16 protein-coding genes are annotated in these 14,525 nt (G+C 34.4%); 8 read left to right on the top strand and 8 right to left on the bottom strand.

The genetic code is table 11. The features are described 5' to 3' along the window. The first annotated feature begins 76 nt into the window (after positions 1 to 76). A complete protein-coding gene (locus AAGD44_RS04135) occupies positions 77 to 484 on the top strand; it encodes a DUF2660 domain-containing protein (protein ID WP_341763510.1) in 408 nt (135 codons plus the stop codon). A gap of 78 nt (positions 485 to 562) precedes the next feature. Here AAGD44_RS04135 and AAGD44_RS04130 read toward each other — a convergent pair whose 3' ends face one another. Then, positions 563 to 814, bottom strand: a complete 252-nt coding sequence (locus tag AAGD44_RS04130; protein ID WP_341763509.1) for a hypothetical protein — start codon at positions 812 to 814, stop codon at positions 563 to 565. A gap of 413 nt (positions 815 to 1,227) precedes the next feature. Between AAGD44_RS04130 and AAGD44_RS04125 the strand changes: the two genes are divergently transcribed. The 4 genes from AAGD44_RS04125 (at position 1,228) to htpG (ending at position 6,293) form a co-directional block, all read left to right on the top strand. Continuing rightward, positions 1,228 to 1,620, top strand: coding sequence for a helix-turn-helix transcriptional regulator (locus AAGD44_RS04125; protein ID WP_341763508.1), 393 nt, complete (start codon positions 1,228 to 1,230; stop codon positions 1,618 to 1,620). Further along, a complete protein-coding gene (locus AAGD44_RS04120) occupies positions 1,620 to 1,958 on the top strand; it encodes a hypothetical protein (RefSeq protein WP_341763507.1) in 339 nt (112 codons plus the stop codon). The genes AAGD44_RS04125 and AAGD44_RS04120 overlap by 1 nt, the downstream gene beginning before the upstream one ends. Positions 1,959 to 2,372: 414 nt before the next feature. Beyond that, positions 2,373 to 4,181 (top strand): aminopeptidase P family protein, encoded by a 1,809-nt coding sequence (locus tag AAGD44_RS04115; RefSeq protein ID WP_341763506.1) that lies wholly within the window; start codon positions 2,373 to 2,375, stop codon positions 4,179 to 4,181. A 243-nt stretch (positions 4,182 to 4,424) separates the two neighbouring features. Then, positions 4,425 to 6,293 carry a molecular chaperone HtpG gene (gene htpG / locus AAGD44_RS04110; protein WP_341763505.1) on the top strand — a complete coding sequence of 623 codons (1,869 nt, stop codon included), beginning with the start codon at positions 4,425 to 4,427 and terminating at the stop codon, positions 6,291 to 6,293. 439 nt (positions 6,294 to 6,732) lie between these two features. Here the strand turns inward: htpG and AAGD44_RS04105 are convergent, their stop codons facing one another. Then, complete coding sequence (locus AAGD44_RS04105; RefSeq protein ID WP_341763504.1) at positions 6,733 to 6,981, bottom strand: IS4 family transposase; 249 nt, start codon at positions 6,979 to 6,981, stop codon at positions 6,733 to 6,735. Positions 6,982 to 7,075: 94 nt separating this feature from the next. Here AAGD44_RS04105 and AAGD44_RS04100 point away from each other — a divergent pair, with 94 nt between their 5' ends. Together AAGD44_RS04100 and AAGD44_RS04095 are read left to right on the top strand one after the other, a co-directional pair. Continuing rightward, positions 7,076 to 7,369 carry a hypothetical protein gene (locus AAGD44_RS04100; protein WP_341763459.1) on the top strand — a complete coding sequence of 98 codons (294 nt, stop codon included), beginning with the start codon at positions 7,076 to 7,078 and terminating at the stop codon, positions 7,367 to 7,369. Positions 7,370 to 7,380: 11 nt separating this feature from the next. Continuing rightward, a complete protein-coding gene (locus AAGD44_RS04095) occupies positions 7,381 to 8,274 on the top strand; it encodes an IS3 family transposase (protein ID WP_341763476.1) in 894 nt (297 codons plus the stop codon). Positions 8,275 to 8,327: 53 nt separating this feature from the next. Here the strand turns inward: AAGD44_RS04095 and AAGD44_RS04090 are convergent, their stop codons facing one another. The 6 genes from AAGD44_RS04090 to AAGD44_RS04065 form a co-directional block, all read right to left on the bottom strand. Further along, positions 8,328 to 8,483, bottom strand: a complete 156-nt coding sequence (locus AAGD44_RS04090; protein WP_341763503.1) for a hypothetical protein — start codon at positions 8,481 to 8,483, stop codon at positions 8,328 to 8,330. A 559-nt stretch (positions 8,484 to 9,042) separates the two neighbouring features. Further along, positions 9,043 to 9,534: an SH3 domain-containing protein gene (locus tag AAGD44_RS04085; protein WP_410521008.1), complete on the bottom strand. Its 492-nt coding sequence runs from the start codon at positions 9,532 to 9,534 to the stop codon at positions 9,043 to 9,045. Between the two features lie 446 nt (positions 9,535 to 9,980). Further along, positions 9,981 to 10,136: a palindromic element RPE1 domain-containing protein gene (locus AAGD44_RS04080; RefSeq protein WP_341763502.1), complete on the bottom strand. Its 156-nt coding sequence runs from the start codon at positions 10,134 to 10,136 to the stop codon at positions 9,981 to 9,983. A gap of 92 nt (positions 10,137 to 10,228) precedes the next feature. Next, positions 10,229 to 11,968: a cation:proton antiporter gene (locus AAGD44_RS04075; RefSeq protein ID WP_341763501.1), complete on the bottom strand. Its 1,740-nt coding sequence runs from the start codon at positions 11,966 to 11,968 to the stop codon at positions 10,229 to 10,231. Between the two features lie 962 nt (positions 11,969 to 12,930). Next, a complete protein-coding gene (gene rsfS, locus AAGD44_RS04070; RefSeq protein WP_341763500.1) occupies positions 12,931 to 13,284 on the bottom strand; it encodes a ribosome silencing factor in 354 nt (117 codons plus the stop codon). Between the two features lie 2 nt (positions 13,285 to 13,286). Beyond that, positions 13,287 to 13,883, bottom strand: a complete 597-nt coding sequence (locus AAGD44_RS04065; protein WP_341763499.1) for a nicotinate-nucleotide adenylyltransferase — start codon at positions 13,881 to 13,883, stop codon at positions 13,287 to 13,289. Positions 13,884 to 13,912: 29 nt separating this feature from the next. Between AAGD44_RS04065 and AAGD44_RS04060 the strand changes: the two genes are divergently transcribed. Next, entirely contained in the window at positions 13,913 to 14,161 is a 249-nt protein-coding gene (locus AAGD44_RS04060; RefSeq protein ID WP_341763498.1) for a BolA/IbaG family iron-sulfur metabolism protein, read from the top strand. Positions 14,162 to 14,525 lie beyond the last annotated feature (364 nt).

Below are 14,525 nucleotides of genomic sequence, written 5' to 3'. Positions count from 1 at the left end.
AAAAAGACCTACTACGCTAATACGGCAGGAAGAAGAAATATTATCAATTATAGCTTAAGGGCCAGCAGGAACATTTATGCAAAATATTGTTTTAATAATAGGGAGTTTATTATTAGCCGTTATTGCAATCTTCATTTATTTTTTTTATAAACTCAGAAAAAGTACAGCGGTTAGTGAGAACGGACAAGAAAATTATCCAACTAATACGATTGTTTATAATAGGGAAGTATATATAAAAAAGCTTTCTTTACAAGAGAGAATTGAATTATCTTGGAAATTTTTGTATGAGATTACTGAGTTAATAGTAACTAAATTTTCTACAGAAGACAAAAATGCCTTAAATATAGAAGGTCATAGGTTATTAACTAATGGCATGAAATATGAACATGTATCCGAGTTAGGGATTAAGCATAATGTGGCAAATATTACTACAAATGTTGAGCAATCTCCTCCTCAACTTCAAGGATTTAACCCTAATATATAGTTTCTTGTTTGCTAACCTAAAGTGTCCGCACTAATGATTTATAGTTAATACCTTACCCCCATAACAGATAGCAGTATATCAAAAATTCCTTTGAAGAAAAAATATAGCTAAGAACCATAAAGTAATTAAACAAATCCATATTCCTCCCTTAATATCGCGAGTTTGTTTAACTAATAGCTTCAAAGCATCCTCAGTTTTTTTAGCCTCTTTTATATTTTCAGATCTCATAGCGATTATATAACCAGACATAGTTATAATTTTATTATTTAGTAATTTTATCTCTTTAGCGTAACTTATATTATATTTCTTTTCATTAAGATCATTTTGCATGATAAGCTCTTCTTCCCATTATAGTTAACACTATATAAATGTATGACTTTAAAATAATTTAGATGAGATTAAAAAATTCTAACTTCAATAACGATAACATTTGCTTCTAATTTAAATTTTGGGTATATTTACAGAATATTTTATGTAATAAAGTTTTTTTGATAACAATCCCTTTATTAAGTTTAACTAATAAATTATAACAAAGTGGAATTAATATAACTGAGGTTACGTTTTTATTAATCAGTACAAAATATTATAAAGTTTCAATATATTTAAGAATTACAAAGTTATTTAATAATTATGCTAAACAGCTGGGTAATTGTTAATAGATATTAAACTGTACTTTAGTAATTTTCTTTTTGGTTGTCAAGGAAAAACCGTTTTTAACGGATTAATTTTAAAAATTTATTTATATGGACTGGTTCAGTAATCTAAGAAATTTTCTACAACAAAAAATGGAAGAGCAAAAACTCACGGTTAGTCAGCTTTCTAATAAATCTGCTATTCCTATGACTACTATACGAAAGTTATATGAGGGAGAGAGGTACCCAAGATTAGAAACGATAGTTAAACTTGCCGATTTTTTTGAATGCTCTATTGATGAAATGTTAGGTATCAGCCCCCCTTCTGCTGAAAAAGGGCAGAAGTATACTAAACTAAGCTCAGAAGAATTAAGGATTAACTTAACAAATTTTATTAATAATTTATTAGAAAAACAGAATATTACTTTATATCAGTTAGGAGTTAAAATTGGTTGTAGTGAAGACGCATTTCGTAGTTTTCTAAAAAAAGGTAATAATTCTTAATGTTACTGAGTACAAAAACGCTTTTCAAGCTTCAACAATATGTGGGCAAGTCCTTTAGTTGGGATAAGGTACTAGGCAGAAGACCGCAGGGGGCAAAGGAACAAAAACTTATCGCCTCTCCTTCTAGCGCAGCAATGACTGCAGAGAAAAAAAATAATATTACGGAACCAAAACAAATTGCGCCTACCTCCTTCACTTTAGAGGAACAAGTTCAGATTCAAGAGATTGTCAAACAGGTACAGCCCCATCTGACGACTACAAATAAAAAGAAAGAACCTAAAAGTCAGGTAAAATCTTTAACTCCAAGGTCTACTAAATCTAACAGACCTAGAGGGTAGTAGTGTCTATACTCCTCTGATATGAATTTGCATCGAATAGGAATTTGTAGAAGACACGGGATAACCGTACACTTTACCCGCTTGATACGAATTATGCAAAAAATCTAGGTTCTGTGAAGGTTTCTATGTAATTCTGTGAAGGTTTCTATGTCATGAGTAGATTTATAGGCATTGTTGCTCACAGAACCGCAGCGCCCTAGGGTGTATACTGCTCATACTTCAAGAATTGGATTTTATTTTAAATGGCGAGCGTGCGCAGCGTACATGCTAGTACGTGAGCACATGAGTCCATGATAAAATAAAAAAACAATTTTTGAAAGACGAGTAGTATAAGTGAGGATTCGAGAACGAAAATCACGACGAAATCAACCATTAGATAGAAACCTTCACAGAACCTAATATTACAAAATTTTTATGCATACACCTATCCGCAACATTACCGCTCTTTTTGATCACTATAAAATTAGGGCATATATAGTCCCTGCCAATGACCAATATTTTAGTGAATATCCTCCCGCAGGCAGCCAAAGACTCAAATATATTACTAATTTTACCGGTACAAATGGCCTAGCTATAATCGAGGCCGATAAGGGATTATTTTTTACCGATGGCCGTTATTTAGAGCAAAGCAAGTTAGAATTAGATCAAAGTTTTTTCCATATCGCTGATATTAATAACTTAATACATTTTCCTTGGGATAATTATTTAGATAAGGACGCTATATTAGGTTATGACCCTAAGCTTTTTACTATTGCTAAATTAAAAATATTTTCTAAAATAGCCCCACGTTTACTTAAAATAGCTGATAATTTAGTAGATAAAATTTGGGTTAATAAACCTGCCTCTCTTGCCTCCACAATATACCAGCATGACATAGAATTCTCAGGATGCTCTTATAAGGATAAGGTAGCATTAGTGCGTGATTTAGCTGCAAAACATTCAGCTAGCGCTCTTATAATTACTGCACTAGATTCAATATGCTGGCTATTAGACCTCAGAGCGAATGATATTGCTTATTCCCCTCTGCTACTTGGTAAAGTTATAATAACTATAGATAACTTATTTTTATTTACTCACCCTGCAAAAGTGAATCAGGATATTAGATTAGCTAGGCCTGAAATAACCTTTTACCACGAAGAAGATTTTGAAGTGGTATTGCACAATCAAGAGGGCAAAATCTTATTTGATGAGAAGGTGACCTCTATTTATGTTCAGGATTTATTAAGTAATAAAATAATAGAAGAAATTAGTGATCCTTGCCAATTATTAAAAGCCTGTAAGAACAATACTGAGGTTACCCATGCTGTTAATTGTCATATTCAAGATGCGGTGGCATTATGTGAATTTTTTGCATATTTATTTACATTATCCACTGACTTATTAGGGAAACAAACGGAATATAATCTGGGAGAAATATTAACAGATTTTAGATCTAAACAAACTAATTATATTATGGATAGTTTCCCAACTATTTGTGGTTTTAAAGAGCATGGCGCGGTAATCCATTACCGCGCCTCTCCATTTGGCTCGAAAAAAATTGTAGGTAAGGGTTTACTGTTAATTGATTCAGGGGGGCAATATAAAGGAGGCACCACGGATGTAACCAGAACTTTTGCTATAGGGAGCCCGACAACAGAACAAAAATTACGTTATACGCAAGTTCTGAAAGGACATATCGCGTTATCAAAGATTAAATTCCCAGGAAATAATATTACCGGCGCAAATTTAGAGGTGTTAGCTAGACAGTTTTTGTGGCAAGATTTCCAAGATTATCCCCACAGTACAGGACATGGTGTAGGGAGCTTTTTAAATGTACATGAGGGGCCTCAGGGCATTAGCTTAAATAATAAAATCGTCTTACAACCTGGCATGATTGTATCTAATGAGCCGGGCTATTATAAAGCAGGACATTTTGGTATTAGAATAGAAAATTTAATGTATATTAAAAGCATTGCACTGGGCTCTACAGCTTCAAATAGCGAGGTAAATACTTTAAAAATTGAAGAGGCTAAACTACAGAACAAAGCACATATAAACGTTAATTATTTAGAATTTGATACTCTTACTTTAGTGCCCTATGCTAAAGAATTAATTGAGTTAAAAATGTTAAGCAAAGATGAGAAAAATTATATAAAACAATATTATAATAAAATCAGACAACACGTATATCCTGTACTATCCACTAAAGGGAAAAGTTGGCTAGATAGCCAGTTTTTCTGCTAACGATCGGGAAAAAGCTTTGGAAATGTATATACTGTTCATACTTCAAGAACTATCATTTTATTTTGAATAGCGCGCGCAGCATACATATAAGTACGTGGGTCCATGATAAAATAGGCCTCTTTCAAAAGTATACTACTGGCTATAAAAAAATATTGAGTTAGACTGTTTAAATTTTCATTTAAAGCACTATATAAAATGAACAAAGATAGTTAAGTCTAGGTATGCAAAAAAATAGGATTAAATATGACGCAAGAAAAAAAGAAATTTGATGCTGAGGTAGGCAAGATTTTAAACTTAATGATTCATTCTCTTTATAGTAATAAAGAAATTTTCATGCGGGAATTAATATCTAACTCTTCTGATGCCTGTGATAAATTACGTTATTTATCTCTTAGTGAGCCAAAACTCATTGAAGAGGATCCAGTATTTAAAATTACTGTCAAGATAGATAAAGAAAAAAGACAGATTATCATTAGAGATAATGGTATAGGTATGAATCAGGAAGATTTAATTGATAATTTAGGGACTATTGCCAGGTCTGGTACTGGAAATTTCCTGCAGAATCTTTCTGGTGATATGAAAAAGGATAGTATGCTGATCGGCCAGTTCGGGGTAGGGTTTTATTCTGCCTTTATGGTCGCGGATATTATAACTGTCACCTCTAGGAAAGCAGGCGAAGAAAAAGCGTACACTTGGCAATCAGATGGTCTTGGAGAATATACGGTAGGAGACTGTGAAAACAATGATTTTGCCAGAGGGACAGAGGTAGTAATCCACGTTAAACAAGACGAAGAGAGTTATGTCGATCATTTTAGATTAAAACATATAGTCAAAAGCTATTCTGATCATATAGCAATACCAATATATTTTATTGATGAAACTACTTCTAATGAAGTGCAACTTAATTCAGCTTCCGCATTATGGACTAGACCTAAGTCCGAGATAACAGAAGAGCAGTATAAGGATTTCTATAAAACCTTATCCTATGCTGTTGATGATCCTTGGATAACTATCCATAACAGAAATGAGGGCACTGTCGAATTTACTAATTTATTATTTATCCCCTCAACTAAAACGTTTGATTTATTTCACCCAGATCGTAAGAGAAGAGTAAAATTATATATAAAACGGGTATTTATCTCTGATGAAAATATAGATTTAATCCCTTCCTATTTACGATTCTTAAGAGGAGTAGTTGATTCTGAAGATTTACCTCTAAATATCAGCCGGGAATCCTTGCAACATAATAAAACTTTGGAAAAAATTAAATCGGCTATAACTAAGAAAGTTTTAGGAGAGCTGAAAAAGAAGAAAGATGAGTCAATTGAAGAATATAGTAAATTTTGGTCTAGTTTTGGGGCTGCTTTAAAAGAAGGTTTATGTGAACCAACTTCTGATCATGATAAATTGCTTGAAGTGGGCATCTTTAGAAGTAGTTTACAGGAAAAAATGATTAGCCTTGACGATTATATTAGTAATTTTAAAGAAGAGCAAAATACTATATATTACCTAAGTGGGGATAATCCTGCAAAATTACTTTCTAGCCCTCAAATAGAAGGGTTTTTAAGTAAAAACATTGACGTACTACTTTTTACAGACACAGTAGATGATTTTTGGGTTAATGTTAATAGTAATTATAAAGGTTATGCTATTAAATCGGTTACTAGAAGTGATATAGACTTAGAAAAAGAAAATCAACCTTCCGAAACGGTACAAGAAGAAAAAGTTAGTGATGAATACGCCAAGCTAATCGAATATTTTAAGGAAATATTAGGAGAATTAGTAAAAGAAGTAAGAATCTCTAAAAAGCTCACCTTAAGCCCTGCTTGCCTTGCGGTTGGGGAAGGAGCTATGGATATCCGGATGGAGAGATTCTTAATTGAACAAAAACAATTAATATCGGCTTCAGCAAAAATACTTGAGTTAAATCCTAAGCATAAAATTATTGAAAAAATTAATAATGATGTAACTGCAGGCAATACAGATCATATGAATGATGAGCTGGTTAAATTGATTTATGATCAATCTTGCATTTTAGAAGGAGAACCGGTAAGCGACACTGGAAGTTTTGCTAAAAGACTTAATGATATTATCCAAAAAGCTATTTTGTGATATATTAGGCCTCTTTTGAAACTCGCGCCTGCTAGGTAATTTGTATAGTCACTTAGGTTGAATTAGATACTAGGCGCGAGGAATGAAGCCTAGGAGATACTAGGTAAGCGACCAGCAACAACGTAGCTAGTTTAACCTAAGTGACTATAGGAAGGAGACTCTTCACTCCAAACCGCAGCGTATTCTATTGAGCCTAGTACTACAGTTGTAGATTGAATAAATTATAAGAAAATTTCATATTTTCTTTATTATTGACGCTAAAATTTGGGTATAAAAATGCAATTACATCCCCAATTTGGTCATGAAAATTCTTAATTTTTAGAATCTACAACTATAGTTCACTGCTCGCACCTGAAGAATTGGTAGACGATAGAATCAACTTCAAGAAGAGCGAGGAGTGGCAAAGTCGAGCAGCGCAGCGTACAACTAAGTCATATCTTTACCCACAACTATTAAATTGGTTAAAAATGTCATAAGTTAAAGTAATATCTTTGAGTCTAGTAAGTCCTATCCACATGGATTTTACCCCAGGTTCTTTATCATGTTTTCGGTTCAAGAACCCACCTAATGAGGCAACTAACCTGTTCATTACATACAGGCTTGGAGCCTCAGACGGCGGGGGTCTCCTGTAAACTACCATATATAATGCCTTCCATTCATTTATTTCATAAAATAAATTTGCACTCAAAGTAGGCGATATTCCGTAATGCGCCCCGAAAACTAGAGCAGTGATAGAGAGACTATTTTATGTTAAAATAAATATAAAATAGGAGCAGTCGAAAATGAGTAAGCCAAAAAGTTACAGTAAAGAATTTAAGTTTAAAGTATCGCTAGAGATGATCCGAGGAGATTTGAGTATTGCTGAAATAATCTCAAAATATCAAGTTCCAAGGTCGGTAATGACAAGGTGGAAGAAACAATTTTTGGAAAATGGTGCTGATATTTTTAAGTTTAGCTATGAAAACGGTAATTCCTCTAGTTCTACAAGCGAAATAGAGAAACTGCATGCAACTATTGGCAAATTGAAGGTAGAAAACGATTTTTTGCAGCTCGTATCTGCCAAGTTGAAACTATAAAGAGGAAAGTGATGGTAGATAAGGATTATAAAGATTTAAGTGTTCGTCGGCAAAGTCAGCTATTGAATCTGAACCGCTCCAGCCTATATTACAAGGATTCGGAGAAGGATCAAGATAATTATTTAAGTAATAGAATAGTTGAGATCTATAGTAATTATCCGATATATGGTTACCGGCGAATAACGGCGATACTTAGGAGAGAAGTGGTAATTGTTAACAGCAAAAAAGTCAGGAGGTTGATGAAACTAATGAATTTGCAAGCAATTTACCCTTCGATTAATACAAGTAAAAGAAACCTAAAAGAAGCTATTTATCCATATTTGCTATCAGGGTTAGAGGTTATAAAGCCAAATCAGGTATGGCAGGTGGATATCACTTATTTAAGGGTACAAAGTGGTTTTATGTATTTGGTTGCATTAATCGATGTTTATACTAGATTAGTAGTAGGATATCGTTTATCAAATAGTTTAAATACAGAGAGCTGTTTGCTAGCGTTAGAAGATGCTATAGCTAAATATGGGAAGCCGTCGATAATTAATAGTGATCAAGGTAGCCAGTTTACCAGCGAGGATTGGATTAATGAATTGAGGAGATGCGTCATAAGCATCAGCATGACGGGCAAAGGCAGGTGTAACGATAATGCCCATATTGAGCGTTTATGGCGATCGTTTAAGTATGAGGGGTCGTATTTATACCGGTGTACTTCAGTTTTAGAGTTGAAAAATAATATCCCGAAATGGTTGAATTGGTATAACAATCAAAGGCCCCATCAGGCTTTGGAGTACAAAACGCCGTTTGAGATATATAGTGGATTTATGGATAAGTCTTGCGACTTACCCACAATTCCACTATTACCACAACAGCTACAAAATTATAAAAATAATATTTTTGTAGATAGTTTATGAAAATAATAGTCTCTCTATTTAAAGCTTTTTTGGTCTAAACATAGGGGCGCAGTTCAATATACCTTAGCTACTTCTGTAATAGAATGTTTACTGGCTGCAATCACTGCATTTAGCTTCTTGCTTACATATCCGTAATTCCCCAATTTCTTCAGCTCTTTCGTGGCTATTTCTACTACCTCCTGATCCAGTAATTTTGATTTGTTTTTCATTAGACCTCTTGCATAACCTAAAGATAATTGAAGAATTTTTAGGAGAAACGAAGTCGGGTACCGCAGCGTACATAGACGTACGTGAGGAACAGAGAGGAGTTTCGACGACAAAATGACCAATTAGATTAGGTTATGCAAGAGGTCTATTCTGTTACCTATTTTCTCATCGTAAGAAAATTATAACAGAAATACAACCTATATTCTAGCGCTAAATAGCCTAGTTAATAATGGGAATTGGTATAACTTATTTTGTTAACAGTGCCATAGTCAATTCAGGAGAAGTTGGTGACGTCGTCACTCGTCGCTTGCCTATGATATATAGGCTCTACCATCGCTCCTAGCACCAAATTCTCCTGAATTGACTATACCCCACTACGTGATGATTAGTTTTTGGAAATGGTATACTGCTCGTACTTCAAGAATTGGATTTTATTTTAAATGGCGAGCGCGCGCAGCGTACATGCCAGTACGTGAGCCCGTGAGTCCATGATAAAATAAAAAAACAATTTTTGAAAGACGAGTAGTATATTACAAAAGAGATCTATTGTAATAATTTTAGTTATTCGTTCTTATACACCCCCCATAAATCACCCTTAGGAAGCCATCCTTTCTTCTTTTGACAGCTAATTTGACAATAATCATTTTGGCATTTATTAAGCAAACAACGAACTTTATTATGTACTATGGCTCTAACCTTATGAATATCGTTAGGTGCTTTGGTAAGCTTCACTGGATTAGGGCTTATTATAATTACTGATCTTTTGCCAGATAATACACTCGAATGTACCCACCCACCTTCTCCTTTAATATCTTGTATCTGTCTCCATTGCTCGTATTCTTCAATAATTTCTACAGGTTCGCCTTTTTTAATAAATACCCATTCTATAGATGATTTGATACTAGGCCCTACCCGTGCATTTACTTCATTAGATTTGATTGAAGCAAAGCGAGGGAGAGAAAGTTTTTTGCCCTCAGCTAGGACTAACAGAGGCATAATAGCTAAGGTTGAGCAAATAAGCACATGAAGATACAGTCTTGACCACAGAGCCATTACTAGACTTTCTACATAAGACAATCTAATCGGTAATAGGCCTCTTTCGCAGTTCGCATCGCGCAAGGAATTTGCAGGATATGACTCACGCAAAACCGCAGCGTACTTAAGTTCAGCGGAGGATTTGAGCCTAGATTCATTGTCCCAATTACCAGCGCGATACGAGCTAGGAAAGAAGTCGAATGTTGTTATCGAAGCTCGTCTCTCCTCCTCCGCTATATCTATGTACGCTTTAGTGGCTGGCTTCGTTTCTGCTATAAATTCCGAAGAGCTCTGTGGCGTATGCAGAAAGTCTAATAACTTATACAACATATTGATGACTTGATTATGGGTGATTTGATTAGCAAGATAACAATAATAGACTTCATGCGAAACTCATATCAAGCTAGTAATTTGCACATTGAGTTTAGACAAGTTCCTCAGCTGTACCACAGTGCGCTGCGGTTTTACTTCGTGGCTTTCATTAGACCTCTTGCATAACCTAATCTAATTGGTAATTTTGTCGTCGAAACTCCTCTCTGTTCCTCACGTACGTCTATGTACGCTGCGGTACTCGACTTCGTTTCTCCTAAAAATTCTTCAATTATCTTTAGGTTATGCAAGAGGTCTATTCAAATTCCCTGTGCAATGCGAGTTTCAAAAGAAGCCTAATTAATAGACTAGTCTGATTTTTTAAATTGAATCTGAGTGAACTTTAATATGTTTCTGACTCATTTTCTTCTAATGCGCTTAATGCATCATCCCGTTTAGCTATTACATAATTACCAGACCTAAATTGTCCTTTAATGCGATTGATCTCATACTCACTAATACCAATAAACTTTAAAATTGTTCCTCCTAACTGTAAGCCAGTTTCATAATCTTCTGGTATAATAGTAGTGGCTCCTGCATCATAAAATTCTCTAGCATTTTGTAGGTTTTTCAACCGAACTATAACTTCAAGATCAGGAAAATAACTTGTGGTGGTTCGCAGAGATTTTTTAATAGTAATATGATTATTCATTGTTAGAGCTAAGGCTAAAATCCTTTCCGCCCCTACGGCTTTTAATGTATCAATTTGAGAGACATCCCCTTTAAAGACAGGGAAGCCATTAGCCGTTTCTTCTTTTACAAGATCATCATTTACATCTAGAGCTATATAATTAATGCCTTCAGCTTCTAGAACCAATGCAATCATTTTACCCACACTGCCAAAACCGGCAATTATTATGTGGTTGGTTAAGTCTCTTGCGCCTAGCTCTATAATTTGAAGAGATGTTTTACCTAAACCTTTATCTAACCTTTCAGAGAGTTTCTTTCCAAGCATTGCTAATAAAGGAGTTAAGGCCATAGTACAAGTTACGGTTAATAACAGAATATTTGCTATATTTTCTTCAAGGATCCCTGTTTCTTTGCCCAATCCAAATAAGATAAAAGCAAACTCTCCTCCTTGTGATAATAATAATCCAGCATGCAAAGCAACACCTTTATTAAAGCCGAATAAAATACACAAGGCAGTAATAATTAAGGTTTTTACTATAATGAGAGCTAAAGAACAAGTAAGGATAGTAGAAATTTGAGCATATATTTCATATGCATCAATTTTCATTCCTACTGTCATAAAAAATAATCCTAGTAATAAACTTTTAAATGGGTATATACTTTCTTCCGCTTGCATACGAAATTCTGTTTCCGCTACTAAAACCCCGGCAACAAACGCTCCCAAAGCAAGAGATAGCCCAAAATATTCAGTAGCCCAAGCGGCAGATAAGACTATTAATAAAGTCATAGAGATAGGTAGTTCATTGACATCTCCATTATCTGAGGAAATTAAAGCAAATAATGGCCTTAATAATAACCTGCCAGCTATAAAAATAGTTAATAGCGCAATAATTGCCTTAACTAAGGCTATGCCTAAAGCTGAAATTAGTGAAGCTTTACTGTTTCCTGCAAGTAAGGGCACAATCACTAGTAGAGGTACTACTGCTAAATCTTGTAATAGTAACACTGATAAAGCGATACGTCCATGTTGAGTTGATTGACTTCGACTTTCTTCTATCACTTGCATTACTAGAGCAGTGGATGATAAGGCAAGCCCTCCACCGATAATGATAGAAGCATTACTATTACCGTTAATTAACACAACAGCGGCAGCCACTATTATAGCAGTAGTTAATACTTGCAAAGAGCCAAGGCCGAATACATACCGCCTCATTACTTTCAATCTTTTAAAAGATAACTCTAAGCCTATTGCAAAAAGTAAGAATACTACTCCTAATTCTCCCAATAATTTAGTTTGGTCATATGTTACAATTCGGAACCCATTATCTCCAATGGTTGCGCCGGCAATTAAATAACCTAACACTGGGCTTAAGTTAAGACGTTTAAGCGACGCTACTACGAATACGGCAGTTCCTAGTAAAATTATGACATTAATCAGGATATGCTCGTCCATTTATACCTTATGTTATTTGATAAAACCAATTACTGGTTATAATATTATTTCACTTTCAAGAATTACTTGGTTATTTTGTTATGAGTGCCTGGTCTTACCTATATTATTTAAGTACTGTAGTAGTCAATATGATATAAGTATATACTCGCAGAACTTCAAGAATTGTTTTTAATTAGTCCTCTTTCGCAACTCGTATCTAACTGGTAGTGTGCACGTCAGACCTAGGTGAAAGGTCCCCACGCACATCCAAGAGCTCTGCGGTAGCAGGACGCGTTTCTCCTAACAATTCCGAAGGACTAGCTTGATTAATGCAGGAAGTCTTTTGAAAGAAATTTTTTCGAAATGATTTATAGAGAATTTTTATCAAAAAACAGTAGAAATTTTGCGGGAACAGTGCCCTACCCCTCAAAAAATTTCTGCTGTTTTGCAGATAAAATACGTATAAATCAAGCTATAAAAATTTTCTTCTCAGAACCTAGTAACTTTTGACTACGCGCTTTACTTTTCGGCTCCTTAATTTACCTAAATTGATTTATAGCATATAATCTTCTAGGCCAAAATAAAATGAGGGGCCTGGCAGGTTAAAGCAGTATATGGCACAAACTAAAATAGAGCCTTCATATTGTATGATAAAACAAACAGCTGTGGAACTCGAGTGCACTTAATTAATTAAGTATTAATGATTATACACGTGTTACTGAAAATATAACAAAAATTTAGTTTAAAAACTAACAATTGTCTAGCACAAGTTAATTATTTTTTTCTATTAGTCTTCCTGTATAAGTCAAAGTAGCTTTACGGAATTGTTAGAAAAAACTAAGCCGGCCGGCTATCGGTGCCTACCCAGACAATATAGCCAACGACAAAATTACCAACTAGATCGACTTATGCAGGAAGTCTATTTTGCTAGGGTTATGACATTATTGTTAATAATCCTCTTTCCTTACTCCAAGCAGTATAGACTAGTTGGTTGGAGTAGGGAGGCATGCTTTTTTAGCCCACATCTCTTCTAATTTAAAATGTTCTCTAACTGCTGGATAAAATATATTAATTAATATATTTCCCGCATCTATTAGTACCCATTCTGACTTTCCAAGCCCTTCAATATTAACATTAATGGCCGCTTGTTGTTTTAATTCCAAAGCTACATATTCGGCTATCGCTCCAACATTTTTAGTAGAACGGCCATTAGCAAGAATAATATATTCCGCTAAAGTTGTGTTCTTTCTTACATCAATTATAGTTATTGCTTCAGCTTTTCTTTCTTCTAAACATTGTACTATAAATTCTTTCAATGTTTCAATATTTTCTAGCATAATTACCCTTTTAGATTTGCCCGGATCAACGAAGAGGAAATTTCCGACATCATTCCACGATATATTGTAATATTATTATTTATTGTTTTATCAATATTTGCCTTAAAGTCTGTATTAAAGCGATTAAAATTCAAACGCCCCGAGATATTTGGTCTATCAAAAACCACAATTTTACACACGCTAGGTATGTCTTGGTACCTATACCATTTATGGAAATTATTTATATTATCAATACCCATAAGGAAAATAAAATTTATAGTATTAAATAATTCTTTAAACCTTCGAAGAGTAGTATAAGTGCGATTTGATCCAATATCATACTCTGCTGACGACACTAAAATCCTTGGATGTTTTACTATTTGCGCTGCATTAAAACTCCTTGCAAATATATCTAGCTTATATTGTTTTTTTAGAGGATTTTGAAGTGCCACTAACCAAATTATATAATCTAAATTTAATATTTTTATAGCTTGTTCACTGATTAGTAAATGGCCGACATGAGCGGGGTCAAATGAACCTCCTAGAATGCCAAGATTTAAATGGCAATTTCGTAAAAAATTTAAAGATTGTAGATTATAGGTTTTTGATATATTTTGCATATTAAATACTTATATACAGATAGTGAAAGATGGCAATATCTATTCAAAGGCTTGAAGAAATTATACGGTATACTTTTTCAAATGCAAAAATAAAAATCACTGATTATGCAGGTGATCAAGATCATTATTCTCTAATAATAGAAGATGACACCTTTGTCGGAGTAAGCCTTGTTAACCAACACAAAATGGTAAAAAAGGCTCTGGCTCAAATAATTGACAATAAGCAACTGCATGCTATCACTATTCAAACTATAGTCCCTCCTTCTAAAATAAACTAGGTTCTGTGAAGGTTTCTATGTAATGAGTAGATTTATAGGCATTTTTGCTCACAGAACCGCAGCGTACTAAATGTACGTGAGGATTCGAGAACGAAAATAACGACGAAATCGACCGTTAGATAGAAACCTTCACAGAACCTAGCAAAAGGGCATTAGTTGGCATTGCCGATAAATAGTTGATTCCAGAGCATTGTCATTGCGAAAAGGCCATAAGGCTGACGAAGCAATCTCGAAAAATCCTGTAAACAAACCAATGTTTCCTGGATTGCCGCGCGCAGCAAACGCTCGCTTAGCTCATGACGTTTACGGCACCCAAGCACAATCTTTGATTGCCATCAACTATTTATCGGCAATGCCCATTAGT

This window comes from Candidatus Tisiphia endosymbiont of Beris chalybata (genome assembly GCF_964026555.1).
In the GTDB taxonomy this organism is placed as follows: domain Bacteria; phylum Pseudomonadota; class Alphaproteobacteria; order Rickettsiales; family Rickettsiaceae; genus Tisiphia.
This window is presented reverse-complemented; position numbering and strand designations above follow the sequence as displayed.